At 74.3% G+C, this 26,263-nt stretch carries 18 protein-coding genes; 11 read left to right on the top strand and 7 right to left on the bottom strand.

The window, feature by feature from the left end; genetic code table 11:
* The first annotated feature begins 87 nt into the window (after positions 1 to 87).
* Positions 88 to 1,890 (top strand): acyl-CoA dehydrogenase, encoded by a 1,803-nt coding sequence (locus OG990_RS13705; protein ID WP_406080772.1) that lies wholly within the window; start codon positions 88 to 90, stop codon positions 1,888 to 1,890.
* Between the two features lie 12 nt (positions 1,891 to 1,902).
* Here OG990_RS13705 and OG990_RS13700 read toward each other — a convergent pair whose 3' ends face one another.
* Positions 1,903 to 2,079 (bottom strand): hypothetical protein, encoded by a 177-nt coding sequence (locus OG990_RS13700; RefSeq protein ID WP_328417494.1) that lies wholly within the window; start codon positions 2,077 to 2,079, stop codon positions 1,903 to 1,905.
* 149 nt (positions 2,080 to 2,228) lie between these two features.
* Entirely contained in the window at positions 2,229 to 2,948 is a 720-nt protein-coding gene (locus OG990_RS13695; protein ID WP_406080770.1) for a spermidine synthase, read from the bottom strand.
* Positions 2,949 to 3,075: 127 nt separating this feature from the next.
* On the opposite strand from OG990_RS13695, the gene eccB reads away from it, so the two are divergent.
* Positions 3,076 to 4,461: a type VII secretion protein EccB gene (eccB, locus tag OG990_RS13690; protein WP_406080769.1), complete on the top strand. Its 1,386-nt coding sequence runs from the start codon at positions 3,076 to 3,078 to the stop codon at positions 4,459 to 4,461.
* Between the two features lie 34 nt (positions 4,462 to 4,495).
* Here eccB and OG990_RS13685 read toward each other — a convergent pair whose 3' ends face one another.
* From OG990_RS13685 to OG990_RS13665, 5 genes are all read right to left on the bottom strand, one after another.
* The gene (locus OG990_RS13685; protein ID WP_328417489.1) at positions 4,496 to 5,101 is read right to left on the bottom strand and encodes a class I SAM-dependent methyltransferase; all 606 of its coding nucleotides are present in this window, start codon (positions 5,099 to 5,101) and stop codon (positions 4,496 to 4,498) included.
* A 55-nt stretch (positions 5,102 to 5,156) separates the two neighbouring features.
* Positions 5,157 to 5,771: a methyltransferase domain-containing protein gene (locus tag OG990_RS13680; protein ID WP_328417488.1), complete on the bottom strand. Its 615-nt coding sequence runs from the start codon at positions 5,769 to 5,771 to the stop codon at positions 5,157 to 5,159.
* Between the two features lie 109 nt (positions 5,772 to 5,880).
* Positions 5,881 to 6,747 carry a carbohydrate ABC transporter permease gene (locus OG990_RS13675; protein WP_328417487.1) on the bottom strand — a complete coding sequence of 289 codons (867 nt, stop codon included), beginning with the start codon at positions 6,745 to 6,747 and terminating at the stop codon, positions 5,881 to 5,883.
* Positions 6,747 to 7,706: a carbohydrate ABC transporter permease gene (locus OG990_RS13670; RefSeq protein ID WP_406080767.1), complete on the bottom strand. Its 960-nt coding sequence runs from the start codon at positions 7,704 to 7,706 to the stop codon at positions 6,747 to 6,749. Before OG990_RS13670 ends, OG990_RS13675 begins: the two co-directional genes overlap by 1 nt.
* On the bottom strand, positions 7,703 to 9,097 hold the full coding sequence (locus OG990_RS13665; protein ID WP_406080766.1) for an ABC transporter substrate-binding protein: 1,395 nt from the start codon (positions 9,095 to 9,097) through the stop codon (positions 7,703 to 7,705). Before OG990_RS13665 ends, OG990_RS13670 begins: the two co-directional genes overlap by 4 nt.
* A 116-nt stretch (positions 9,098 to 9,213) precedes the next feature.
* Between OG990_RS13665 and OG990_RS13660 the strand changes: the two genes are divergently transcribed.
* The 9 genes from OG990_RS13660 (at position 9,214) to OG990_RS13620 (ending at position 26,253) form a co-directional block, all read left to right on the top strand.
* The gene (locus tag OG990_RS13660; protein WP_406080765.1) at positions 9,214 to 10,254 is read left to right on the top strand and encodes a zinc-binding dehydrogenase; all 1,041 of its coding nucleotides are present in this window, start codon (positions 9,214 to 9,216) and stop codon (positions 10,252 to 10,254) included.
* A complete protein-coding gene (locus OG990_RS13655; protein WP_406080763.1) occupies positions 10,251 to 11,072 on the top strand; it encodes a TIM barrel protein in 822 nt (273 codons plus the stop codon). Before OG990_RS13660 ends, OG990_RS13655 begins: the two co-directional genes overlap by 4 nt.
* Entirely contained in the window at positions 11,069 to 12,424 is a 1,356-nt protein-coding gene (locus OG990_RS13650; protein ID WP_406080761.1) for an MGH1-like glycoside hydrolase domain-containing protein, read from the top strand. Before OG990_RS13655 ends, OG990_RS13650 begins: the two co-directional genes overlap by 4 nt.
* A 56-nt stretch (positions 12,425 to 12,480) precedes the next feature.
* On the top strand, positions 12,481 to 12,879 hold the full coding sequence (locus OG990_RS13645; protein WP_386992116.1) for an NUDIX domain-containing protein: 399 nt from the start codon (positions 12,481 to 12,483) through the stop codon (positions 12,877 to 12,879).
* 66 nt (positions 12,880 to 12,945) lie between these two features.
* A complete protein-coding gene (locus OG990_RS13640; RefSeq protein WP_386992114.1) occupies positions 12,946 to 13,353 on the top strand; it encodes a DUF2267 domain-containing protein in 408 nt (135 codons plus the stop codon).
* 321 nt (positions 13,354 to 13,674) lie between these two features.
* A complete protein-coding gene (locus OG990_RS13635; RefSeq protein WP_406080760.1) occupies positions 13,675 to 17,265 on the top strand; it encodes an AMP-binding protein in 3,591 nt (1,196 codons plus the stop codon).
* Positions 17,262 to 20,393, top strand: coding sequence for a thioesterase domain-containing protein (locus tag OG990_RS13630; protein WP_406080759.1), 3,132 nt, complete (start codon positions 17,262 to 17,264; stop codon positions 20,391 to 20,393). Before OG990_RS13635 ends, OG990_RS13630 begins: the two co-directional genes overlap by 4 nt.
* Positions 20,390 to 22,732 (top strand): lantibiotic dehydratase, encoded by a 2,343-nt coding sequence (locus OG990_RS13625; RefSeq protein ID WP_406080757.1) that lies wholly within the window; start codon positions 20,390 to 20,392, stop codon positions 22,730 to 22,732. Before OG990_RS13630 ends, OG990_RS13625 begins: the two co-directional genes overlap by 4 nt.
* Positions 22,729 to 26,253 carry an amino acid adenylation domain-containing protein gene (locus tag OG990_RS13620; RefSeq protein ID WP_406080755.1) on the top strand — a complete coding sequence of 1,175 codons (3,525 nt, stop codon included), beginning with the start codon at positions 22,729 to 22,731 and terminating at the stop codon, positions 26,251 to 26,253. Before OG990_RS13625 ends, OG990_RS13620 begins: the two co-directional genes overlap by 4 nt.
* Positions 26,254 to 26,263: the final 10 nt, after the last annotated feature.

Here is a 26,263-nt window from a genome sequence, read left to right as displayed (position 1 = left end):
TCCATCCGGCCGATCCGCCAGGATGGGCACGGGCGCCGCCGGGCAGCGCCCCGGACCGACCCACTCCCGTGCCCGATGAGGAGTGCCGTGCCGTCCACCCTGCTCTCCCGCCGCGACCTGGACTTCCTGCTGCACGACTGGCTGCAGGTGTCCAAGCTTGTCGAGCGCCCCCGGTACGCCGAGCACTCCCGGGACACCTTCGACGATGCCCTGGATCTCGCCGAGCGGGTGGCCACCGAGCAGTTCGCCCCGCACAACCGCGCCGCCGACCTCGCCGAGCCCACCTTCGACGGGCAGCGAGTGCGGCTGATCCCGCAGGTCCGGGCGGCGCTGGAGAGCTTCGCCGAGACCGGTCTGCTCACGGCCGGGCTGGACGCCTCGGTCGGCGGCCTGCAGCTGCCGCACGTTGTCGCGGCCGCCTGCTTCACCTGGTTCCAGGCCGCCAACGTCTCCACCTCGGCGTACCCGTTCCTCACCCTGGGCAACGCCAACCTGCTGCTGGCGCACGGCAGCGCGGAGCAGGTCGACACGTACGTGCGGCCCATGCTGGAGGGCCGGTTCTTCGGCACCATGTGCCTGTCCGAGCCGCACGCCGGCAGCTCGCTGGCCGACATCACCACTCGCGCCGAACCACAGCCGGACGGTACGTACCGCCTCTTCGGCACCAAGATGTGGATCTCCGGCGGCGATCACGAACTGGCCGAGAACATCGTCCACCTGGTGCTGGCGCGGATCCCCGGCGGGCCGCCCGGGGTGAAGGGGATCTCGCTGTTCATCGTGCCAAAGGTGCTGGTCGGGCCGGACGGGTCGCTCGGCGACCGCAACGACGTGGTGCTGGTCGGGCTCAACCACAAGATGGGCTTCCGGGGCACCACCAACACCCTGCTCAGCTTCGGCGACGGCGGGCACACCCCGGCCGGCCGTCCCGGCGCGGTCGGTCACCTGGTCGGCCCGCCGCACCAGGGACTGGCCCAGATGTTCCACATGATGAACGAGGCCCGGATCGGGGTGGGGGCCGGCGCCACCGCGCTGGGCTACACCGGCTACCTCAAGAGCCTGGCGTACGCCCGGGAGCGGCCCCAGGGTCGGCCGGTCGGCGGCAAGGACCCGGCCGCGCCGCAGGTGCCGATCATCGACCACCCCGACGTACGGCGGATGCTGCTGGCGCAGAAGAGCTACGTGGAGGGGGCGCTGGCACTGGTGCTCTACTGCGCGCGGCTGCTCGACGAGGAGAAGACCGCCCCCGCCGAGGCCGATCGCGAGCGGGCGCACCTGCTGCTGGACGTGCTCACCCCGATCACCAAGAGCTGGCCCTCGCAGTGGTGCCTGACCGCGAACGATCTGGCGATCCAGGTGCTCGGCGGGGCCGGTTACACCCGCGATCACGACGTGGAGCAGCACTACCGGGACAACCGGCTCAACCCGATCCACGAGGGCACCCACGGCATCCAGGCGCTGGACCTGCTGGGGCGCAAGGTGACCATGCACGACGGCGCCGGCCTGGTCCTGCTGACCGGGACGATCCGCGACACCCTCGACCGGGCCCGACAGGTCGGCGGCGAGGCCGCCGAGCTGGCCGACCGGCTGGCGGGCGCGGTGGACCGGGTCGTCGCGGTCACCCGCCGACTCTGGGCCGACGGTGACCCGGTGCTCGCGCTGGCCAACGCCAGCGTCTACCTGGAGGCGGTCGGGCACGTCGTGATCGCGTGGATGTGGCTGGAGCAGGTGCTGGCCCTGCCACCGGAGGGGTCCGGCGACGCGTTCCACGCCGGAAAGCGGCAGGCCGCCCGCTACTTCTTCACGGTCGAGCTGCCGCGTACCGGCCCGCAGCTGGACCTGCTGGACAGCCGGGACCGGACCACGCTGGAGATGCGCGCGGACTGGTTCTGAGCGGGCCCGGCCTCACCGCCGCCGGCCCTGGTGACTCATCGCCTGCCGTCCCTTCATGACGCCCAGCACGATCACCACGACCAGCGCGATCAGGCCGATGATGATGAGCCAGCGGACCGCCTCGAGGATCAGCCCGAGCAGGATCAGCACGCCGGCGACCACGCCGACGACCCAGAGCATGGCACGCATCTCGACCTCCCGTGACCGGCCGCGCCCATGCGGCGACCCCCGCGCCACGTTCCCCATCCGGCCGACACCATGCCCGCTAAGCACGAGGAGCCGAGCCCAGCGTGCGGTGCGGGCGGGCCGGTTCAGCGTGCGGTGTGCGCGGGGCCGGTTCAGCCCGCGGTGCGGGCGACGTACACGGTGTTGGCGGACTGACCACCGGTCAGCGGGTTGGCGAACGGCACGACGTGCGCCCGCGCGGTCGCGAACACTTCGGTGAGCGCTGCGGTGAACTCGGCGTCCGGCGGGTCGTCCGACCAGAGCGCGAAGACGCCCTCGGGGCGTAGCAGGGCGGACAGCCGGCGCAGCCCGGCCGGCTCGTAGAAGGCGGCGTGGCTGGGGTGCAGGACGTTGCGCGGGGAATGGTCGACGTCGAGCAGGACAGCGTCGAACCGCCGCCCGGGTGCCTCGGCGTCGAACCCGGCGTCGCCGGCCACCGCCGCGAAGAAGTCGGCCCGCACGAACCGGGTACGCGGGTCCTCGGCGAGCCCCGCCGCGAACGGCAGCAGCCCACGCTGGTGCCAGTTGATCACGTCCTCGATCGCCTCGACCACCAGCAGTGAACGCACCCTCGGGTCATCCAGCGCCGCGCAGGCGGTGTAGCCCAGCCCGAGGCCGCCGACCACCACGTCGAGCGTGTCACCAGCCAGTTCGGCCAGACCCAGCCGGGCCAGCTCGATCTCCGCGACGGGGAAGAGGCTGGACATGAGGAACTCGTCGTCGAGCTTGACCTCGTACACCTCGACCTGGAGCGCCGGGTCCCGGCGCCGGCGCAGGCTGATCGCGCCGATCGGGGTCTCCCGCCAGGCCAGCTCCTCGAAACGCGCGCCCACGGGTGCCCTCTCGCCGCCAGATTCGTCCCCGGATGGTACCGGTCGGCACGGTCACCGCCACGCAGGGTCCACGGGACATCGACGCAACGCATATCCTGTGGCCGGCCGATCCACCGGGAGGGACCCCATGCCGTCGCGGCAGGACCAGCTGCACTCCTACCAGTTCAGCGTTCAGCGGGCGGTCGCCGCCCTGGTGATGCGGGAGACCGACCCGGCCCAGTCGCCGTTCCGGCGGTTGGCCGGCGCCGGCCTGGCCAGCGTCCTGGTCGCGGCGATCGGGCTGGGCGGCTTCGCGCTCTACGGCCTGTTCGCCGGGGGCGGCAGCGGCTGGCGCGACGCGGGCGCCGTGATCGTGGAGAAGGAGTCCGGCGCCCGGTTCGTCTACCGCGAGCAGAAGCTGCACCCGGTGCTCAACTACGCCTCGGCGCTGCTGATCGTCGGCGCGGACCGATCGAAGACCGTGCTGGTCTCCCGGCGCTCGATCGACGGCGTGCCGCGCGGGCTGCCGCTGGGCATCGCCGACGCGCCGGACTCGCTGCCCGCCCCGGGTCGGTTGGCCACCGGAGCGTGGACGGTCTGCTCGACGATCCCGGCCGGCGCGGGCGACGACGCGCCCCGCTCCGCGCTGATGATCGGCACCGAGCCCGCCGGCGGCCGGCCGCTGGGCGACGACGCGCTGCTGCTGCGCGGCCCCGACGGCGGTCTGCACCTCGTCTGGCATCAGCGGCGCTACCTGATCCGCGATCCCAGCCGGGTGCTGGCGGCGCTGGCCACCACCCGGGCCCGGGCGGTGCCGGTGGCGCCCGCCCTGCTCAACTCGCTACCCGCCGGCCTCGACCTGGCCCCGCTCGCCCTGCCCGGCCTGGGCGGGCCCGCCACTCGGGTGCCGGGTGCCACGATCGGCCAGGTCTACCTGGTGAGCAACTCCGGCGGCGGCCGGCAGTACGCCGTGGCGCTCGACGCGGGGCTTGCCGGAATCACCGAGTTGCAGGCCGGGCTGTTGCTGGCCAGCACCAGCCAGGACGAGCCGGAGCCGATGACGCTGGGCCGGTTCGCCGCACTGCCCACGGTGCCCGATCTCGCCCCGAGCGGTCCGACCGCCCCGCCGCCAGCCCCGCCCCGGTTGGCGGCCGGGGACGACGCGGCGCTCTGCACCCGGGTCAGCGGCGACGACGGCGCCAGCGAGGTGCGGTGGGGCGTACCGCTGCCGGACCTGGCCGCCGTGCCGCGCACCGTGCCGGCCGGCGGCACCGTGCTGGCCGATCACGTGGTCGTGGAGCCGGGCCGGGGCGCGGTGGTCGAGGCCGCCGCGGCGCCCGGCGCGTCCGGCGGCGCGGTCTCCGTGGTCACCGACCTGGGCCGGCGGTACGTGCTGGCCGACCGGGACGTGCTCCCGATGCTCGGCTACCGCGACGTGCGCCCACTGCGGCTGCCGGCGGGCCTGGTCAGCCTGGTGCCGGCCGGTGCGACCCTGGACCCGGCCGCCGCGCGGGCCGTCGCAGCCCCCGCCTGACGGTCGGGCGACGTGGCGGGAGCCGGGTCGGGCGTCAGGCGGCCGGGCGGCGCAGGATGGTGACCGCGAAGGCCGCGTCGTCGCGCCACGGGCGCAGGTCCCAGGTGGCGAAGCGGTGCTCCAGGCGCAGCCCGGCGGCGACCGCGTCGGCGTCGAAGGCGGTCAGCGGGTAACCGCGCTCGGTGCCGAAGCCCACCGCCAGCACGCCGTCCGGGCGCAGGTGCGCGGCGAGCCGCCGCAGCACCTCCGGCTCGGTGCCGGGCGCTACGAAAGCGAGTACGTTGCCGGCCAGCACCGCCGCGTCGAACGGCTCGGCCTCGCCGGCCGCCGGCAGGTCCAACTCGGCGAGGTCGGCGACCAGCCACAGCGGGCCGGGGTGGTCGGTGCGGGCGGCGACCACCAGTGCCGGGTCGGCGTCCACCCCGACCACGGTGTGCCCGCGCTGGGCCAGCGCGGCGCCGACCCGGCCGGTGCCGCAGCCGGCGTCGAGGATCCGCGAGCCGGGCGGGACCAGCGTGTCCACCAGCCGGGCCTCACCGGCCAGGTCCGCTCCCTCAGCCGCGAGCTTCCGGAACCGGTCGATGTACCACTGCGAGTGCTCGGGGCCGGTGTCGGTCGCCCAGCGGGTCGGGTTGGCCATGTGGCCACCGTAACCGGGCCTGCGGGGACGCGGCGGGCGACCCGGGGAGCAGGGGTCAGGGCACCCGGGCCACGGTGATGAACTCGTTGTAGGTGAAGACCCGCCCCAGCGCCCGGGGGAACGGGAAGGAGAACTGCCGGGTGACGGTCAGGCCCAGCTCCCGGCAGATCTGCGCCGCCTCGTCGAAGCCGACGAACCGGACGTGCGAGGCGTCGCTGGCGTACCCGCGCTCCTGTGGGGTGATGAACACGGTGGTCCCGCCGGAGCGCACGTACGGCAGGTAGGAGGAGACGACCTCCCGCGCCTGCTCGGCGGGCAGGTGCTCCAGGAGGTGCGCGGCGAGCAGCGAGTCGAACGCGCCCGGACGGGCGTGCGGGCCGCCGAAGAACTCCTCGACCGTGTACGCCTCGAAGCCGGCCGCCCGGGTGTGCTCCACCGAGGCGGGGTTGTGGTCCACCCCGACGCCGTTGCCGTCCAGGTTGGCGAGGTTACGGCCGAGGCCGGAGCCGACGTCGAGGGTGTGCCCCAGCCGTAGCCGGCGCAGGTTCCACCGGTAGGGCGCCTGCACGTCGAGGAGCCGCTTCCAGCGGGCACCCCCGAGTCGTTGCAGCCGTTCGGTGTAGTCCTCGCCGGCCGTATCGGTCGGCCGGCTTGGCTCGCTCTGCCTCATCGCGGCCCCCTCGGCTTCGCGCTTACGGACTTGCCGATGGTACGGATGCCGGGCGCGAGAAACCAGAGCCATCGGCCGGCATGTTTAGCGGCCGATGACGCCGGTTGGCTCAGCCCTTCTCCGCGCCGCTGGTCAGCCCCTCGGTGAGCAGCCGCTCGCTGGCGAAGAAGAGGATCACGATGGGCAGGGTGAGGACGACCGACCCGGCCATCAACACCGTCTTGGGCACCTCCACCCCGTCGGAGAGCAGGGACAGCCCCAGCGACACCGTCCACCGGTCGGGCTTGTCGACCAGGAACAGCAGGGCGAAGAGGAACTCGTTCCAGGCGATCATGAAGTCGTAGAGCGCAACCGCCATGATCGACGGCATGGCGAGGGGCAGGCTGACCCGGCGGATGATGCCGAGCCGACCGGCGCCGTCGATGGCGGCGGACTCCTCCAGACTGACCGGGATGGTCTCGAAGTAGTTCTTCAGCATGTAGACCGAGACCGGCAGCGTCTGCGAGATGTAGACCAGCACCAGGCCGAACAGTGAGCCGCGCAGCCCGGCCCGGGTGAAGACCACGAACAGCGGGATCGCGATGACGATCGACGGGAACAGGTAGACGGCCAGGAACAGGAAGTCCACCTGCCGCCGGCCGAAGAACCGCAGCCGGGCCACCGCGTACGCCCCGGGGATCGCCACGACCAGGGTGAGCAGGGTCGCCGCCACGGCGACCAGACCGCTGTTGCGGATGAAGGTGAGGAACCCCTGGCCGCCGTCGTCGGTGGCCTTGAGCACCTCGGCGTACGTGGCCACGGTCAGCTCGCCGAAGCCGACGATCAGCGAGCCGGGGTCGAGCAGCAGCCGCTCGATGGGGCGCACCGAGAGCACCAGCATGTAGTAGAAGGGGAAGACGGTGACCACCAGGAACACGGCGATCACCAGGCGGCGCAGCCAGCGCAGGCTCACCGTCTCGACCACGTCGCGGTCCATCAGCCCACCCTCCGTCCGAAGAAGCGCAGATAGATCAGCACGAACACGATGAGCACCACAGCCAGCACGACCGCCTGCGCGGCGGCGGCGCCGATGTCGGTCCGGGCGGTGAGGAACTCGTACACCCGCACGCTGACCACCTCGGTGCCCGCCGCGCCGCCGGTGAGCAGGTAGACGTCGTCGAACTTGTTGAACGTCATGATGAAGCGCAGCACGCCGAGCAGGGCGATCACCGGCAGCAGTTGCGGCAGCAGGATGTACCGGAAGCGTTGGGTGGGGGTGGCGCCGTCGACCCGGGCGGCCTCCTCCAACTCGCCGGGCACCGCCTGTAGCCGGGCCAGCAGGAACAGGAACGCGAACGGGAAGTACCGCCACGCCTCGAACACGACGACCGTGGCCAGCGCGGTCGAATCCTGGGACAGGAACGGCACCGGGGCGTCCCAGCCGAGCCACCGTTGGCCCCAGGCGTTGACGATGCCGAGCTGCGGATCGAGCATCACCTGCCAGACGAACGTCACCGCGACCACCGGCGCCACGTACGGCAGCAGCATGGATGCCCGGACCAGGGTGCGGCCAGGGAACGGCCGGCGGACCACCAGGGCGGCGACCAGGCCGAGCAGGATCGACCCGACGGTGCCGCCGAGGCTGTAGAGCAGGGTGATCCACAGCGTGTCGGCGAAGCCGGGGGTGTGCAGCACCCGGTCGACGTTGTCCATGGTGAACTCGCCGAACAGCCCGGTCTTGCGCAGCGTGGCGAGCCGGACCCGCTGGAAGGCGAGCACCACGGTCCAGACGATCGGGATGCCGATGACCGCGATGGTGACGAGCAGGGTCGGGGCGACCAGCGCGAGCCCGGCGCGGGACTCGCGGCGGCGCAGGGTCAGTGGTCGGCGGCGGCGGACCGGCACCGGCCGCTCCCGGGTGGGGGAGCGGCCGGTGCCGGGCGCGGTGGTGGTCAATTCACGCCCGCTTTGATCGCCTCGACGTCCTTCTTGGCCCGACCGGCGGCGGCCGCCGCGTCGGACTTGCCGGAGATGACGTCGTTCAACGCCTTGGGCACCGGCAACTCGCCGAGCATGGCGCCGACCAGCTTTCCCTGCCCCTGGGTGAGCCCCCAGCGCTGGAAGGTGTCCGGGCTGCGGCGCAGCGTGGCGAGCACCTCCTCGCCGTACACGTCGGCAAGGGGCTTCTTCACGTCCACGCCGGCCTGGCTGGTGTTCCAGCCGGTGAGGTACGCCTCGGGCTCGGCCTGGGTGCCCTTGCGCACCGGGAAGCGGCCCTCGGGGGACATGCCGAACCAGCGCGGGTAGCCGTCGCTGAGCATGTACTCCACGAAGGACTTCGCCGGGTCGGTCGCCGCGCCGTCCAGCACCGCCCACGAGCTGATCTCGCCGTACTGGGCCGGCTCGGTGCCGTTCGGGCCCTTGATCGCGGTGACGAACCCGCTGTTCTTCGCGAGGAACGCCGGGTCGGCCTGGCACTGCGGGCAGGTCGGCTTGGCGTCGTTGCGCAGCCCGGCCAGCTCGTCGAGGATGAACGGCGACCAGACCACCATGGCGGCCTTGCCGGCGAAGTAGGTGGCGCGGGTGGTGTCCACGTCCTGGGCGCCCTTCACCGAGCTGTTCCGGATCAGGTCGCCGTAGAAGCGGAACGCTTCGACGCACTGTGGTGAGTCCAGGGCGACGGCGCGGGAGTTGTCGGTGAGCTGACAGCCGTTGGCCAGCGCCAGGTGCTCGAAGGTCTGCTGGGTGAACACGTCGCTGGGGGCGGTCGCCGCGGTGATCCCGGCGACGCCGCCGGTGTTCAGCTTCGCCGCGGCGGTGGTGATCCGTTCGTACGTGTCGGGGGCGGGCAGGCCGGCGGCGGCGAACAGGTCCTTGCGGTAGACGAGCAGTTGGCCCCACCCGTCGCTGGGCACCGAGAGCTGCTTGCCGTCGTCCGAGGTGAGCTCCAACGCTCGCGGCGAGAAGGTCTGCCGGCCCAGCTTGTCGACGACCTCCGCGTTCGCCGAGGCGTGCAGCAGCTCGTTGCCGGCGAGCGTACGGATGCCGGCCAGGGAGACCGAGCCGACCACGTCGGGCAGGTCGCCGGCGGCGGCATTGGCCGAGATCAGTGAGGGGAACTGGTCCTCGTTGACGGTGACGAGCTCAACCTGGACCCCGGTCTTCGCGGTGAAGTCGGCGATGATCGCCTTGGTGGCGGTGACCCGGTCGGCCACGTCCTCCAGGCTCCACACGGTGATCTTCTTGCTGCTGCTGTCCGACTCGTCATCGCCGCAGGCCAGCAGGGTGGACGCGGTAAGTGCCAGGATCAAGGTGGTGGCGAGTATCCGCCTCGGAGGTGCTGACATCGGTGGCACTCCTCTCGAAGGGTACATGCCGGATTCAACGCCTTCGATTGATTAATGGCAAGACATATAGCGATTTTTTGCCTATCCTGGAACCCAGTGCTACCGGGATGTGACTCATGGGCAACTGGGTTGTCTCTCTCGCCGGGCCTCGACGGATCAGCCTCGAGCCCTGCCCGCCGGATCAGCTCGGCCCCGGCCAGGTTCGGGTCCGCACCTGCTACTCCGGCATCTCGGCCGGCACCGAGCTGACCCTCTACCGGGGCAGCAATCCACGGCTCAGCAAGGACTGGGACGACGCCGCCCGGATGTTCGTACCCCGGCAGACCCCGGTGCCCTACCCGCTGATCGGCTTCGGCTACGAGGAGGTCGGCGAGATCGTCGAGGTGGCCCCGGAGGTCACCGACCGGCACCCGGGCCAGTTGGTGTGGGGCATCTGGGGGCACCGCCTCGAGGCCGTACTGGCCGCCGAGGTGGTCCACCCGTTGCCCGCCGGCCTGGACCCGCTCGCCGCCGTCTTCGCCCGGCCCGGCGCCATCGCGCTGACCGCCGTGCTCGCCGCCGACCTGCACCTCGGCGACTGGGTCGGTGTCTTCGGGCAGGGCGTCATCGGGCTGCTCGCCACCCGGCTCGCGGTGCTCTCCGGCGCACGGGTCGTGGCGGTCGACCGGATGCCCGACCGGCTGGAGCACGCCGCCCGCTACGGTGCCCGGTCCGCAGTGGACGCCGGCGCCGAATCGGCCGCCGCCGTGCTGCGCCGGGCCACCGGCGGCCGGGGCGCGGACGTCTGCCTGGAGCTGTCCGGGGCGTACCCGGCGCTGCACGAGGCGATCCGGTCCACCGCACACGCCGGCCGCGTCGTGGCCGCCGGTTTCTACCAGGGCCAGGCCGACGGGCTCGGCCTCGGCGAGGAGTTCCACCACAACCGCATCCAGTTGGTGGCCGCCCAGGTCTCCGGACCCACCCCCGCGCCGAGCATGGCCGGTCGGTGGACCGGCGACCGGGTGGCGCAGACCTTCATGGAACTGGTGGCTGAGCGCAGCGTCGACCCGTTGCCGCTGGTCAGCCACATCGTCGACGCCAGCGCGGTCGCCGACGCCCTCGCGCTGCTCGACCGCGGCGCCGGTGACGTCCTTCAAGTGGTGTTGAGGTTCTCATGACCACCATTGCGCTGGCCTGCCAGGAACAGCTCCTGCCGGGCACCGACCTGATCCAGAAGTACGCCCTCGCCACCGCCCTCGGCTATCAGGGCATCGAGCTGCGCGGGCGCGGCGACCTCGCGTTCGCCCGCCGGCTGCCCGAACTGCGCCGGGCCCGCGCCGCCGGGGTGGTGATGCCCACCGTCTGCGTCGAGATGGACCACTTCATCGGCGACTTCGACCCGGCCCGGTCCGCCGACGCGGTGCGCAACCTGCGCTCCCAGTTGTCGGTGATCGCCGAGCTGGGCGGCGTCGGGGCGATGACCCCGGCGGCCTGGGGGATGTTCTCCCGGCGGCTGCCGCCGTTCGAACCGCCGCGTCAGCCGACCGGCGACCGGCAGGTGCTCCTCGACGCCCTCGGCGCGCTGGGCGAGCATGCCCGGGCCGAGGGGGTCAGCCTCTTCCTGGAACCCCTCAACCGGTACGAGGACCACATGGTCAACCGGCTCGACGAGGCGGTCGCGCTCTGCGCGGCGGTCGGGCTGCCCTCGGTCCGGGTGGTCGCCGACACCTTCCACATGAACATCGAGGAGGACGACATGCCCCGGGCGCTGCGTTCCGCCGCGCCGTACCTCGGGCACGTGCAGGTCAGCGACTCCAACCGGTACCAGCCGGGTGCCGGGCACCTGGACTGGCCGGCGCTGGTGCGGACCCTGCTGGAGCTGGACTACCGGGGCTGGCTGGCGCTGGAGTGTCGGCTGCGTGGCGACCCGGTCCGCGCCCTCCAGCAGGCCGCCACGGTGCTGCGGCACGCGCTGCCGCGACGGGCCGCGGCATGACCGCCGTTCCGACCCGCACCGGCGGTCCGGCCGATCTCGCCGGGCTGCGCCGGCTCGCGGTCGCCACGCTCGACGCCAACTGGGAGCACGACCACACCGTGCCGTCGCGCACGCTCTACCCACACCAGTGGAGCTGGGACTCCGCGTTCATCGCCGTCGGGCTGGCCCAGGTCCGTCCCGAGCGGGCGTGGCGTGAGCAGGCGAGCCTGTTCCGGGCGCAGTGGGCCGACGGGCGGGTGCCGCACATCGTGTTCAACCCGGCGATGCGGGTCGGCGCGTACTTCCCGGGGCCGGAGCTGTGGCGCTCGGCGAGCGCCGAGGGCGCGCCGGCCGTCGACACCTCGGGCCTGGTCCAGCCGCCGGTGCACGCGCTCGCCGCCTGGCTGGCGTACCGGCGGGCGCCTGATCCGGCCGGCCTGGCCGCGCTGCGTCGGCTCTATCCCGCGCTGGTCGCCCAGCAGCGCTACCTGGCCGACCGGCGGGACCTGACCGGCGACGGGCTGGTGTGCATCGTGCACCCGTGGGAGTCCGGTCTGGACAACAGCCCGGCCTGGGACGAGCCGATGGCCGCCGTGCCGGCCGAGGCGGCGGTGATGCGCGCGTACCGCCGGCACGACACCGCGCACGCCGACGCCGCGCACCGCCCCACGGACCTGGACTACGCGCGCTACCTGGCGATCGTCGCCGCCTACCGGGACCGGGGCTACCGCGACCGGGACCTGGCCGACGGGCATCCGTTCCTGGTGGAGTGCCCGCTGTTCAACGCGGCGTTCGGGGCGGCCGAACACGCGCTGGCCCGGATCGCCGCGCTGGTCGGCGCCGACCCGGGGCCACACCGGGCCCGCGCCGCGCGGATCACCGAGGCCGTGGTGCGCCGGCTGTACGACCCGACCACAGGTACGTTCGCCCCCCGTGACCTGCGCACAGACCGGCTCATCCCGGCCCGTACCGTGCTCGGGCTGGCACCGCTGATCCTGCCCGACCTGCCGACCCGGCAGGCCGACGCGCTGGTCGTCGAGGCGCGGTCGGCGCGTTTCGGGGTGGCTCGGCGGATGGACCGACCGCTGCCCAGCTACGACCGGACCGCGCCGGACTTCGAGCCGCTGCGCTACTGGCGCGGGCCGAGCTGGCTGAACGTCGGGTGGCTGGTACGGCGCGGGCTGCTCGCGCACGGGCATCCCGAGCTGGCCGCCGGGCTGCGCCAGTCGATGATCGGTCTGGTCGCCGGGGCCGGCTGCCACGAGTACTTCCATCCGGACACCAGTGCCGGGCTGGGCTCGCCGGCATTCAGCTGGACCGCCGCGCTGCTGCTCGACCTGCTGACCGAGGAGCCCGCGCCCGACGCGGTGTGACCCGCTCCGGCTGGTGCCGGTGATAGCGTGCCCGTCCCAGCGGCGGGAGGGGTGGCGTGTCCGAGATCGACAAGGTGGCCTGGATCCTCATCGAGGACGGGCTGGTGCTGAGCACCCGGTCCCGGGGCAAGGACGTGTGGTACCTGCCGGGTGGCAAGCGCGAGCCGGGGGAGACCGACCTGGACACCCTGCGCCGGGAGGTCGAGGAGGAGCTGAGCGTCACGGTCGACGTGGGCGGTGCGGCGCACCTGGGCACGTTCAGCGCCCAGGCGCACGGCCACGCGGCCGGCACCACCGTGCGGATGACCTGCTATCGGGCCGGATACGAGGGGCAGTTGCGGCCGGCCAACGAGATCGCCGAGACGGCCTGGCTCGGGTACGCCGACCGGCACCGCACCTCGCCGGTCGACCACCTCATCTTCGACCACCTGCGGGCCGTGGGCCTGCTGCGCTGACCGGGTCGCCGTTTGCCGCGACCGCGCCCGGGTAAGCGCGGGTCCCGTGGCGGACAGGAGGGCGGCGTGCGGTTCCCCCGCTTCATCGACGCAGTGTCCCGGCGCTCCGGGCTGCCAACCGAGCAGGCCGCCGTGGTGGCTCGTGCCGTGCTCCAGACGATGGCCGAACGGGTGACCGGCTGTCCGACGGCCGACCTGGCCGGACAGCTCCCGGACGAGCTGAACGGCTATGTGGGCGGAACGGATCGAGCCGCGGCAGGGCCGCCGGTGGCCGCCGGACCGGCGGAGTTTCTGCGTCTGGTGGGGGAGCGGGCCGGGGTCGACGAGGCGACCGCCCGAGCCGGCACGGGCGCGGTGTTCGCGACGCTGCGCGAGGCGGTCACGGTGCGGGAGTTCCGGGAGATGGTGGCGGGGTTGCCGCGCGATCCGGACGGCGGAGTCGCGCCCGTTGCGCCGCCATCTGTCGGGGATTGAACGTTTTGATGTCGCTATTCGGACCAGGTGCTATTGACCGGGAAATTCCACTGCGCAAATGAAATGCAACCGGAAAAATGGTTGCCGGTTGACGCTTTAGGCGAAAATTGCGCGCCGCGCCAGGGGGATGATCGGACGATATTCGCCGTCCCTCGTCGGAGTCGTCGATAGCCCCTTCGGGTCGACTCTAGTCGATGATCTTTCGCGGCATGCATCGAGCCATATGCTCCTTCCATTGTGACGTCCTGGGGGGGATCATGATCTTGGCTGTCGATTGCTGCGCGTCCGTCTGTTGTGGAGCGACGGTGTGCGCCTCCTGAGATGGGCACCTCGACGCTGATCCATCGCTTCGGCGATGCCGCTGCCGCCTGCCCCGACCATCCCGCCGTGCTCGGCGACACCGGCCCGCTCCACTACGCCGGTCTCGCCGGCCTGGCCGGTGGGCACGCCGAGCTGCTGGCCGCGGCCGGTGTCCGGCCCGGCGTCCGGGTCGGCCTGCTGACCGGGCACGGTGCCGGCACCATTGCCGCCATCCTCGGCACGCTCGCCGCCGGGGCCACCTACGTGCCACTCGACCCCGGGTTCCCGGAGCAGCGGCTGCGACACCTGCTCGACGGTGCCGAGGTGACCGTCCTGCTCTGCGGTGGCGAGCACACCGAACTGGCCCGGCGGCTCGCCGCCGACCGGCCCGGCCTGCGGGTCGTCCCGGCCGTCGACGTGCGGGCCGCGCCGCTGCGACCGGTGCCGGTGGACCCGGACGCGCTCGCGTACGTGCTGTTCACCTCCGGCTCCACCGGGCGACCCAAGGCGGTCGGGCAGAGCCACCGCAACCTGACGCACGTGGTGGACAACCAGATCGCCACCCTCGACCTGCGGCCAGATGACCGGCTCAGCCTGCTCGCCTCGTTCAGCTTCGACGCCGCCATCCCCGACCTGTACCCGGCGCTCCTCACCGGTGCCGCCGTCGTCCCGGTCGACCTGCGCCGGCACGGCCTGGCGTACGCCGCCGAGCAGTTGGCCCGGCACGGCGTCACGATCTACCACTCCACCCCGACCGTCTACCGGTACCTGCTGGACACCCCGGGCGTCGAGCGGCTGGACCGGGTCCGGGTGGTGCTGCTCGGCGGCGAACAGGCCAGCTACACCGACGCCGCCCGCGCCCGGGGCCGCTTCGCACCGGGCTGCGTGCTGGTCAACGGCTACGGGGCCACCGAATTCACCTTCGCCGCCCGGTACGCGCTGCCGCTGGCCGACGTCGACCGCACGGCCACCGGTCCGCTGCCGGTCGGCACCGCCCTGCCCGGGTACGCGCTGCGGCTGGCTCCGGACGGCGAGATCGTGGTGCGCAGTGGACACCTCGCACCCGGCTACCTCGACCAGGACAGCGACCGGTTCGGCCACGACCCCGACGGTGTGCCGGTGTACCGCACGGGCGACCTGGGTGAGCTGCTGCCCACCGGCGAGCTGCGCTGTCTCGGCCGGCTCGACCGGCAGGTCAAGGTGCGCGGGTTCCGGGTCGAACTGACCGAGATCGAGGCGGTGCTCGCCGCCGAGCCGGGCATCGCCGAGGTGCGGGCCATCGCGCGCGACGGCGAGCTGCTGGCGTACGTCCGTCCGGCCGGGACGCCGGTCGACCCGGCGGCGCTACGGGCCGCCCTGGCCCGGCAACTACCCGAGTACGCGCTGCCCCGCGCCGTCGTGCCGGTCGCGGAGTTCCCTCTGACCGTCAGCGGGAAGGTCGACGAGCGGGCACTGCCGGACCCGGCCCGGGCCGTGCCCGCCGGGGACCTACCGGCCACCCCCACCGAGCGGATCGTGCACGACATCTGGTGCGCCGTGCTCGACCGGGACGCGGTCGGCCGCACCGACAGCTTCTTCGACGTCGGCGGGCAGTCCCTGTTGCTGGGCCAGGTGCAGCAGCGGCTGGCCGAACGGTTCGGCGTCCGGCTGCCCCTGCTGCGGCTCTTCGACCACCCGACGGTCGCCGCCCAGGCCCGGCTGGTCGACCCGCCAGCACCGGCGAGCCTGCCGACCCCGGGCGCCGCCCTGCCGACCCCGGCCACCCTGCCGACCCCGGGCGCCCTGCCGACCTCGGCCGCCCTGCCGGCACCGGCGGTTGTCACGGCACAGGCCCCGCCCACCGCGCCGCCGAGCGCCGCCGGCCCGTCCGCCGCGCCGGTCGGTGTGCGTGAGTACACCGGTGACGAGATCGCGGTGGTCGGTCTCGCCGGCCGGTTCCCCGGCGCGCCGGACGCGGCCACCTTCTGGTGGAACCTGTGCGCCGGCATGGATGCCATCCACCATCACAGCGACGAGGAGTTGGCCGCGCTGGGCGTCGGCCCGGGGCTGCGCGCCGACCCCCGGCACGTCAAGGCCACCGGCCGGCTCGACGGGGTCGCCGACTTCGACGCGGAGTTCTTCGCCTTCGGCGAGCGGGAGGCCGCCCGTACCGACCCGCAGCACCGGCTGTTCCTGGAGACCGCGTGGGAGGCGCTGGAGGATGCCGGGCACGATCCGGCCCGGTTCCCCGGCCTGGTCGGCGTGTACGGCGCCACCTCCGTCAACCGCTACTTCCTGTTCCACCTCATGGACAATCCGGCCGTGGTCGGCGACGTCGACCCGGACGACTGGGAGGCCCGGCTGGTCGGCCGGCAGCTCACCGACCACCTGCCCGGCCAGGTCGCGTACCGGCTGGGTCTGACCGGGCCGGCGGTGGCGGTGCAGAGCGCCTGCTCCAGCTCGCTGGTCGCGGTGTGCCTCGCCGCGCAGAGCCTGGCCGACTACCAGTGCGACATCGCCCTGGCCGGCGGTGTGAGCGTGACCTGGCCCCGGCACCGGCACACCCCCGGCGGCCTGGCCTCACCGGACGGCCGCTGCCGGGCCTTCGACGAGGCCGCCCAGGGCGCCGGCTTCGGCTCCGGTGTCGGCGTGGTGGCGCTGCGCCGGCTCGCCGACGCGCAGGCCGACGGTGACCGGGTCCTCGCGATCCTGCCTGGCTGGGCGGTCACCAACGACGGCGCCGACCGGGCCGGCTACGCCGTGCCCGGGCCGGCCGGGCAGGCGGCCGCGGTGGCCGGCGCGCTCGCCGCCGCCGAGGTCGCACCCGGCGAGGTCCGCTTCATCGAGGCGCACGGCAGCGGCACCCCGCTCGGCGACGCCATCGAGGTGGCCGCGTTGCACGAGGTGTACCAGGGCGCCGCGCCCGCCGAGACCTGCGCGCTCGGCTCGGTGAAGACCACCATCGGCCACCTCGACGCCGCCGCCGGCATCGCCGGGCTGATCAAGACGGTGCTCGCCGTGCAGCACGGCGTCATCCCGCCGAACCTGCACTTCACCCGCCCGCACCCGGAGATCGACCTGGCCGCCGGCCCGTTCTACGTACCGACCAAGGTGCGCGACTGGCCGGACGCGCCGCGCCGGGTCGCCGGGGTCAGCTCGTTCGGCCTGGGCGGCACCAACGCGCACGTCGTGGTGGAGCAACCGCCCCCGGTCGAGCCGGTCGACGCCGGGCCGGCCGGCGCGCAGCTGCTGCCGGTCTCGGCGCGTACCCCGGTGGCGCTGCGCGCGGCGCTGACCCGGCTGCGGCGGCACCTGGCCGGCACCGCCCCCACCCTGGCCGAGGTCGCCGCGACGCTGGCGTTGGGCCGGCGCGAGTTCGGCTGCCGGGCGGCCGTGATCGCCACCGACCCGGCCGCGGCGGTCGCCGCGCTGGACGAGCTGCTGAGCACCGACGCCCGGGTGGCCGGCCCGGCCGGTGCGCTGCGCGAGCTCGCCGCCGACTGGGTGGCCGGCCGGGACCTCGACTGGACGGCCCTGCACCCGGCCGGCGGCATCCGACGCACCTCGCTGCCCACCTACCCCTTCCAGCGGCAGCGGTACTGGATCGACCCCCCTCAGAAAGGTGTGCGGTGAACTGGTTCCTCTCCGCCGGCAGCCGCGATCCGGCGCCGGTGCAGTTGTTCTGCCTGCCCTACGCTGGCGCCGGCGCCAGCGCGTTCCGCGCATTCCCGGACCGGTTCGGCCCCGACATCGAGGTGCTGCCGGTGCAGCTACCCGGCCGGGAGAACCGGATCAGCGAGGACCCCCGCTTCCGGGTGGTCGACGTGGCGACCGCCATCGCCGGGCGGGCCGCGGGCCCGTACGCCCTCTACGGCCACTCGATGGGCGGTCGGCTCGGCTTCGAGGTGGTCCGCGAGCTGCGCCGCGCCGGGCTCCCGTTGCCGCTGCGGCTCTACGTCGGCGGCGCCCGCGCGCCACACGTCACCGAGCCCAGCGCCTTCGACGGGCTGTCCCGGGTGGACGATGAGGAGCTGCTGCGCCGGCTGCGGGCCGGCGGCGGGCTGCCCGTCGGGGTGCTGGAGCATCCCGAGCTGGTCGAGTTGCTCCTGCCGCTGCTGCGCGCCGACTTCGAACGGGTGGACGGCTACCGGTACCAGCCCGAGGAGCCGCTGCCGGTGCCGATCGTCGCGTTCAGCGGTCGCAACGACCGGGCGGTGACCCGCGAGCAGAGCGCCGCCTGGCGGGAGCACACCACCGCCGAATTCACCCTGCACGAGCTGGACGGCGGGCACTTCTTCCTCCACGACGCGCTGCCCGAGCTGGCCACCGCGATCCGCGCCGACCTGACCGCCGCCGCGCTCACCGCCGACCGAGCAGCCGACCGGGCCACCGTCGGTGGCGACCGGGGCCGGGCCGGGACGCTCGCCGCCGCCAGCGGCACGGCTGACGGGCACCGGGTGCCGCTCGGTGACACCGGCTGGTCGGTGTGGCGTGACGCCATCCTGCGCAGCACCGGCTTTCCGGCCGACGGGCTGACCCTGCTGGCCGCCCCGCAGGCCGCCGCCGCCGCGGACGAGCTGCTGGCCACCGGCGTCGGCGCCGAACTGTTCGACAAGGAGTTCGCCGAGGCGGTGTCCACCACCGGACGGCGGATCACCGAGCTGGCTGCCGACCCGCTGCTGCGCGAGGCGGTCACCTGGCAGAACCGGGGCGCGCTGGTCGCCCTGGACGGGCTGGTCCGGAGCGGCCCGGACGCCCCCCGCAACGTCCGCCGGCGGGACCGGGAACGCGCCCTGCTGAAGTACTGGCAGCGCTACTGCGGCAAGAACGAGACCGTCGGGTTCTTCGGCCCGAGCTGCTGGGTCACCGTCGACCCGGAGTTGCCGGTCGCCGCCGAGGTGCGCGCGGGCGCGGCACTGACCCGCCGCCGCTGGGTGTGGTTCGAGTCCTGGGCGCTGACCGAGTACGCGCGGCGGATCGGTGGCGACCTGGCGGTTCGCCGCTGGTGGGCGCCACGGCTGGCCCCGCAGCTGAGCCTCGCCGGCCGGGAGGTGCGCCGTCCGGGCCGGCCGCCCGTCCCGCTGACCCCGGTCGAGGCGGCGCTGCTCGCCGCCGCCGACGGCCGCCGCCCGGCGCGCGACCTGGTCACCGACCCGGCCATCGGGTTGCGCCGACCGGAGGACGGGTACGCGCTGCTCGACCGGTTGGTGGAGCGGGAGCTGGCCACCTGGGACGCCGCCCTGCCGGTGAGCCCCGCCGCCGAGGAGGTGCTGCGGCAGCGGATCACGGAGGTTGGCGACGCCCCGGCCCGGGCCGCCGCCCAGGCCGGCTTCGACCGGCTGTGCGCCGCGCGGGACGCGGTCGCCGTCGCGGCCGGCGACCCGGACCGGCTGCGCGCCGCCCTGGACGCGCTCGACGAGACGTTCACCGACCTCACCGGGCAGCCGGCGCAGCGCCGGGCCGGGCAGATGTACGCCGGCCGGACGCTCTGCTACGAGGACACCAGCCGGGACCTGGACGTGGTCTTCGGCGCGCCACTGCTGGACGACATCGCCGCGCCGCTGGCCGTGCTGCTGCGGGCCGCCCGCTGGCTGGCCGGTGCGCTGGACGAGGCGTACGGGGCGGTGTTCCGGGAGCTGTACGACGAGCTGCGCGCCGAGGCCGGCGAGGCCCCGGTGGCCCTGTCCGACCTGTGGTTCCTGGTGCAGGGCCTCTTCTGGGGCAGCGGGCCGCGCCCGGTCGACGCGGTGGCCAGCGAGTTCGCCGCCCGCTGGGCCGGGCTGTTCGGGCTGGCCGACCTGCCACCGGGCAGCACCGACGTGCGGCTGGACGTGGCGGACCTCGCCGCCCGGGTCGACGAGGTCTTCCCGACCGTCCGGCCGGGCTGGTCCAACGCCCGGCTGCACAGCCCCGACCTGCAGATCTGTGCGGCGGACGCGGACGCGCTGGCCCGCGGTGACTACACCGTCGTGCTCGGCGAGATGCACGCCGCCTGGTCGTCGTTCGACTGTCACGTCTTCACCGCCGCGCATCCGGACGTCGAGCGGCTGCGCGCCGCGCTGGAGGCTGATCTCGGCCCGGACCGGATCCGGCTGCTCTTTCCCACCGACTGGCCGCGGCGCACCAGCCGGGTCGCCGAGGCGCTGATCGGCCCGACCGACCGACAGTTGGCGTTCGCGCCCGCGCCCAACGCCGAGCCGGAACGGGTGCTGCCCACCGTGGCGCTGACCGTGCGGGATGAGGACGGCCGGCTGGTGGTCACCGGCGCCGACGGGCAGCACTGGCCGCTGACCGAGGTCTGCGCCGGCCTGCTCAGCACGCACGCCGTGGACGGGTTCAAGCTCGTCGCCGCCGCGCCGTACACCCCGCGGATCACGCTGGATCGTCTGGTGGTGGCCCGGCAGACCTGGCGGACCACCGTCGGCGCGAGTGGGCTCGGCGCGGTGACGGGGGAGCAGGCCCGCTTCCTGGCCGTGCGGGACTGGCGGCGTCGGCTGGGCCTGCCGGAGCAGGTGTACATCAAGCTCGGCACCGAGACCAAGCCGTGCTTCGTCGACCTGAGCAGCCCCGCCTTCGCCAACATGTTCTGCGCGATGGTCCGGGCGGCCGATCGGGACGGCGGCGACGACACGACCCTGGTGGTCAGCGAGATGCTGCCCACCGCGCAGGACGCCTGGGTGCCCGACGCGGCCGGCCGGCGCTACTTCAGCGAGTTGCGGCTGCACATCGTGGACACCGACGAGTCGGAGTCGGCCCGATGAACCACCTGCTGCCCCTGGGCGACACGGGTTGGTCGGTGTGGCGCCACATGGTGCTGCGCACCGCCGGCTTCCCGGCCGACGGACTGGCCGCCTTCGCCGCCCCGGACGCCGCCGGTGCCGCCGATGCGCTGCTGGCCGCCGAGGAGACCGCCGACGGGCGGGCGAGTGCCGGCAGCGGTGCCGACGAGATGTTCGACAAGGCGTTCGCCGTGGCGCTGGCCGACTCCTCGGCGGCCGCCGGCCGGATCGCCGCCGACCCGCTGCTGCGTGAGGCGGTCACCTGGCAGAACCCGGAGATGCTGATCGCCCTGGACGGGCTGCTGCGGACCGACCCGATGGTGCGCAACGTCCGGCGGCGCAAGCGCGAGCTGAGCCTGCTGCGCTACTGGCAGCGCTACTGCGGAAAGGCCGAGACGATCGGGTTCTTCGGCCCGGTCTGCTGGGGCACTTTCGACCCCGCCGACCCGGCGACCCGGCTGTGGCCGGGACCGGGGCTGGTGTCCCGGCGCGAGGTCCACTTCGAGGCGTGGGCGCTGATCGCGTACGCCGACCGGCTCGCCGACGACCCGGCCGTGCGCCGCTGGTGGGCGCCGGCGCTGCCGCCGCACCTGAGCGTGACGGGTCGGTGGCTGCACCGGCCGCTGCACCCGCCGGTCGAGCTGTCCGCCCTCGACGCACGGTTGCTGGCCTCCTGCGACGGGCGCACCCCGGCCGTACGCCTGGTCGAGCGGGTCCGCGCGGACGGCGACGCCGGGCTGCGCACCGATGCCGACGGCTTCCTGCTGCTCGACCGGCTGGTCGAGCGTGGCCTGCTGACCTGGGACGCCGGCCTGCCGATCAGTCCCCGGGCCGAGCAGGTGCTGCGCGAAAGGCTGGCCGCGATCGGCGATCTCGCGCTGCACGCCGAGGTGAGCGCCGGCTTCGAACGGCTCTGCGCGGCCTGCGACGAGGTCGCCGCGAGCGCCGGAGACCCGGACCGGCTCGGTGCCGCGCTGGCCGTGCTGAACGCGGAGTTCACCGCCGTCACCGGACGACCCGCCACCCGGCAGGCCGGTCAGATGTACGTCGGCCGCACGGTCGCCTACGAGGAGAGCGCCCGGGACCTCACCGTCAGCGTGGGCGCCGAGGTGCTCGCCGCGCTCGCCACGCCGCTGGCCGTGGTGCTCCAGGCGGCCCGCTGGCTGACCGCCGAGATCGGCGCCGCCTGCGAGCGGATCTTCGCCGAGCTGTACGAGGAGCTGCGCGCCGACGGGCCGGTGCGGTTGGCCGACGTCTGGTCCCTGGCCCAGGGGCTGCTGATGGCCCAGGACGGTCCGCTGGCCGCCACCACCGCCGGCTTCACCGCCCGCTGGGCGGACCTGTTCGACCTGGCCGCGCTGCCACCCGGGCAGCCCGAGTTGCGGCTGCGCGGCGTGGAGCTGGCCGACCGGGTCCGGCGGGTGTTCCCGGCGAGCGCGCCCGGCTGGCCGTCGGCCCGGATCCACAGTCCGGACGTGCAGATCAGCGCCACCGACCTGGCCGCGCTGAACCGGGGCGAGTTCCTGCTCGTGCTCGGCGAGCTGCACCCGGCCAACGCCACCTTCGACAGCGCGGTGTTCGTGCCGTTCCACCCCGACCCGGCGGCGCTGCGCGCCGGGTTGGACACCGACCTCGGCTCCGCCCGGGTCCGGGTGCTCTACCCGGAGGGCTTCCCCCGCGTCACCACCCGCACCACGTACGGGCTGACCAGCCCCGCCGACCGGCAGCTCGGCATCGACACCGCCCGGGGCGGCGAGGTCGACCGGTTGGTCCCGGCGACCGAGGTGCGGGTGGTGCCGGACGGCGACCGGCTGGCCGTGGTGCTGCCCGACGGCAGCCGGTGGCCGCTCATGGAGGTCTTCGCCAACCTGCTCGGTTCGCTGCTGGTGGACGCCTTCAAGCTGCTCGACCCGGCACCGCACACGCCCAGGATCACCATCGACCGGCTGGTCGTGGCCCGACGCACCTGGCGGACCACGGTCGAGGAGAGCGGCCTGGCCGGGGTGACCGGGGAGGCGGCGCGGTTCCTCGCGGTACGCCGCTGGCGGGGTCGGCTCGGCCTGCCCGAGCAGGTGTTCGTGAAGGTCGGCACCGAGGTCAAACCCTGCTACGTCGACCTGACCGGCCCGCTCTACGCCCAGTCGCTGTGCGCGATGGTCGACGCCGCCGCCCGCAGCGGGCCGGACGTGACGCTCGTGGTCAGCGAGCTGTTGCCGACGCCGACCGACAGCTGGGTGACCGACGCGGCGGGCCGCGCCTACGTCAGCGAGCTGCGCCTGCAGATCACCGATCCGAGCAGCTACCCCGGGGGGAACCGGTGACCGACATCCTGTCCATCAGCGCGATACGGGGCGAGCCGCTGCCCTGGCCGGACGCGACGATCGCCGAGCTGGTGGTCGCACAGGCCGCCCGGACACCGGACGCGGTGGCGGTGCGCCAGTGGGACAGCCGGCTCAGCTACGCCGAGCTGCTGTCCCTGGCCGCCGGGGTGGCCGCCGCGCTGCGTGCCCGGGGCGTCGGCCGGCAGACCCGGGTGGGGGTGTGTGGCGCCCGCCGGCCCGAGCTGGTCGCCACCGTACTGGGGGTGTTGCTGGCCGGCGGCTGCTACGTGCCGCTGGAGCCGGGAGGCCCGCGTCGGCGGCTGCGCGGGATCGCCGCCGACGCGGGCGTGTCCCTGGTGGTCGGCGACGCCGCCGAGGCGGAGTTCGGCGACGCGCCCGGCATCGAGGCGGTCGGGCTGCCCGGCCCGGCCCCACTCACGCCCTGCCCGGCCCGCCCGGGCGACCCGGCGTACGTGCTGTTCACCTCGGGCTCGACGGGCCGACCGAAGGGCGTGCTCACCAGTCACCGCAACGTGGTCGAGTTCGTCACCGGCGTGGTCGCGCTCACCGGCGCCGGCGCCGACGTACGCAGCCTCGGCATCGCCTCGCTCGGCTTCGACGCGGCCACCATGGACCTGTTCGTGCCGCTGCTGCTCGGCGGCTCGGTGCAGCTGCTCGGCGCCGAGGACCGCGCCGATCCGGTCCGGCTGGCCCGGTTCATCGCCGCGCACGAGGTCAACTGGGGCTTCATCACGCCCACCGTCCTGTCCATGCTGGACCCGGCCGAGCTGCCCGACTGGCGTACCGTGCTCTGCGGCGGCGAGGCGGTGCCGGCCGCGCTGGTCGCCCGGTGGGCACCCGGGCGGCGCTTCCTCAACGGCTACGGCCCCACCGAGACGACGGTGCTGGCGGTCAGCGGCCCGTTGAGCGCCACCGAGACCGATCCGATGCCGATCGGCCGGCCACTGCCCAACCACCGGGCGTACGTGGTGGACGCCGCGCTGGACCCGGTGCCGCCGGGCGAGACAGGTGAGCTGCTGATCGGCGGGCCCGGGCTGGCCGACGGCTATCTGGGCCAGCCGGCGCTGACCGCCGAGCGGTTCGTCCCGGACCCGTTCTCCGGGCTGCCCGGCGAGCGGCTGTACCGCACCGGCGACCTGGTGCGCCACGACCCGGACGGCCGGATCGTCTACCTCGGCCGGGTCGACCGGCAGGTCAAGATCCGTGGGCAGCGCATCGAGCTGGGCGAGGTGGAGGCCGTGCTGGCCGACCTGCCCGGGGTGACCGGGGTGGCGGTCGAGGCGGTGCCCGGCCCGGCCGGCGTCGAGCTGGTCGCGTTCCTCAGCCCGGCGGACGCGCCCGACGATGGCCGGCTGCGGGCGTACGCCGGCAGTCGGCTGACCACGGCGATGCTGCCGGCCCGGGTGCTGCGTCACGCCACGCTGCCGGTCAGCCCGGTCAGCGGCAAGCTGGACCGGCCGACGCTGCGCGCGCTGGCCGCCGCCGCCCGTACCACGTCGACTGTGGACGACCGCACGCCTGATGCCACAGGTGGGTCCGTGGTGGCGGCGGTGGCCGGCATCTGGACCCGGCTGCTCGGCGCGGCACCCGAGCCGGCGACCGACTTCCTCGCCGCTGGCGGCAACTCCATCGCGGCGATGCGCCTGGTCGCGGCGCTCCGCGCCGAGCTGGGCCGGCAGCTCGACACCCGCGAGGTGTTCACCCAGCGCACCTTCGGCCGACTGGCCGAGCGGGTGGCCGCCGCGCCGGTCGGCGCCGACGGACTGAGCACCGGCAACCCGCCCACCCTCTCCCCGCCGCAGCGCCGACTCTGGTTCGTCGACCAGCTCGCGCCGTCCAGCGCGCCGTACAACATCGCGGTGGCGCACCGGCTGCACGGCCCGCTGGACACGGCCGCGCTCAGCGCGGCGCTGCGGGCCGTCGCCGAGCGGCACGACGTGCTGCGCTGGCGGATCTCGCAGACCGCCGGCGTGCCGTACGCGGTCTGCGCCGAGCCGACCGACGTGGCGGTGCCGGTGGTCGACCTGACCGGCAGCGCCGAGCCGGAGGCGGAGCTGGCCCGGATGCTCGCCGCTGGCGCCGCGCACCCCTTCGACCTGGCCACCGGGCCGCCCTGGCAGGTGACCGTCTACCGGCTCGGCCCGGCCGAGCATGTGCTGGCCGCCACCTGGCACCACGCCGTCTTCGACGGCTGGTCCGAGCGGGTCTGCTACGACGACCTGGCCGCCGGGTACGCCCAGGCGGTGGCCGGCCAGCCGCCGGCGCTGCCGGAGCTGCCCGCCCGGTACGCCGACTACGCGGTGTGGCGGGCCGAGCGGGACCGGCTGCGCGGCGCGACCGACCTGGCCTGGTGGACCGCGCACCTGGACGGCGTACCGACGGTGCTGGACCTGCCCCGGGACCGGCCCCGACCGGCCGTGCAGACCTACGCCGGGGTGGAGGCGGCCGTCCGGCTGTCCGCCGACACCGACCGCGCGGTCCGCGAGCTGGCCGAGCGGCGTGGCACCACGGTCGCCGCGGTGCTGCTGGCCGCCTTCGGTGAGCTGATCGCGCGGCTCACCGGCGGCGACGACCACGTGCTCGGCGCGATCGTCGCCGACCGGCGGCTGGCCGCCTTCGACGACGTGATCGGCTTCTTCATCGACACGGTGCCGGTGCGGGTTCGCACCGGCGGGGCGAGCTTCGCCGAGCTGGTCGACCGGTGTGCCGGGGAGCTGCACGAGGCCACTGCCCACCCCGGGGCGCCGCTGGAACGCATCGTCGAGGCCCTCGGCGTCGGCCGGGACACCGCCCGCGCGCCGCTGGTGCAGGTGCTGTTCAACGTGCTCAACTTCGCGCCGCCCCGGTTGACGCTGACCGGGCTGACCGCCGAGCCGGTGCCGGTGCCCAAACCGGGCTCACCGTTCGACATCACCGTCTACGTGGTGCAGACAGGCGGCCGTACCGGCGTCGAGGTGGTCTACAACCCGGACCTGTTCGACCCCGCCCGCATCGACGACCTGCTCGCCGACCTGGCCGAGCTGGTGGGCGCGCTGGCCGCCGCGCCGGACACGCCGGCCCGCGAGGTGGCCGCCGCGCTGCCCCGACCCACCGTGCGGGTGCCGCAGCTCGGCGCGATGACCGTCGCCGGTGGCGACGCGGCCGGCCCTCCGCCGGCCCTGATGCCCGCCGGCCCGGACGGGCTCACCGAGACCGAGGAGCTGATCGCCGGGATCTGGCGGGAGGTGTTGGAGCGCGACCGGGTCGGGGTGACCGACAACTTCTTCGACATCGGCGGGCACTCCCTCGCGCTCGCCGCCGTGCACGCCCGGCTGATCGCCGCCACCGGCCGGTCCATCAAGATGCTCGACCTGTTCCGCCACCCCACCGTCCGGGCGCTCGCCGCCAGCCTCGACGGTGCCGCCGACCGGCCGGAGCTGGCCCGGGCCGCCCTGCGCGCCGCCGCCCGCCGCAGCCGTACCCGCCGTATCCCTCCCCGCCGCCCAGGCGGCACCGCGTGACGAAGGACAG

It is taken from the genome of Micromonospora sp. NBC_00858, assembly GCF_045207365.1.
Lineage (GTDB): Bacteria > Actinomycetota > Actinomycetes > Mycobacteriales > Micromonosporaceae > Micromonospora.
The sequence above is the reverse complement of the archived record's forward strand: the minus strand, read 5'-3'. Positions and strand labels throughout refer to the sequence as shown.

What these genes read in the sequence shown, in the direction of transcription:
- OG990_RS13700 (WP_328417494.1), bottom strand. Translation starts at nt 2,079, where the DNA reads ATGCGTGCCATGCTCTGGGTCGTCGGCGTGGTCGCCGGCGTGCTGATC.
- eccB (WP_406080769.1), top strand. Translation starts at nt 3,076, where the DNA reads ATGCCGTCGCGGCAGGACCAGCTGCACTCCTACCAGTTCAGCGTTCAG.
- OG990_RS13685 (WP_328417489.1), bottom strand. Translation starts at nt 5,101, where the DNA reads ATGGCCAACCCGACCCGCTGGGCGACCGACACCGGCCCCGAGCACTCG.
- OG990_RS13680 (WP_328417488.1), bottom strand. Translation starts at nt 5,771, where the DNA reads ATGAGGCAGAGCGAGCCAAGCCGGCCGACCGATACGGCCGGCGAGGAC.
- OG990_RS13675 (WP_328417487.1), bottom strand. Translation starts at nt 6,747, where the DNA reads ATGGACCGCGACGTGGTCGAGACGGTGAGCCTGCGCTGGCTGCGCCGC.
- OG990_RS13665 (WP_406080766.1), bottom strand. Translation starts at nt 9,097, where the DNA reads ATGTCAGCACCTCCGAGGCGGATACTCGCCACCACCTTGATCCTGGCA.
- OG990_RS13660 (WP_406080765.1), top strand. Translation starts at nt 9,214, where the DNA reads ATGGGCAACTGGGTTGTCTCTCTCGCCGGGCCTCGACGGATCAGCCTC.
- OG990_RS13655 (WP_406080763.1), top strand. Translation starts at nt 10,251, where the DNA reads ATGACCACCATTGCGCTGGCCTGCCAGGAACAGCTCCTGCCGGGCACC.
- OG990_RS13650 (WP_406080761.1), top strand. Translation starts at nt 11,069, where the DNA reads ATGACCGCCGTTCCGACCCGCACCGGCGGTCCGGCCGATCTCGCCGGG.
- OG990_RS13635 (WP_406080760.1), top strand. Translation starts at nt 13,675, where the DNA reads ATGGGCACCTCGACGCTGATCCATCGCTTCGGCGATGCCGCTGCCGCC.
- OG990_RS13625 (WP_406080757.1), top strand. Translation starts at nt 20,390, where the DNA reads ATGAACCACCTGCTGCCCCTGGGCGACACGGGTTGGTCGGTGTGGCGC.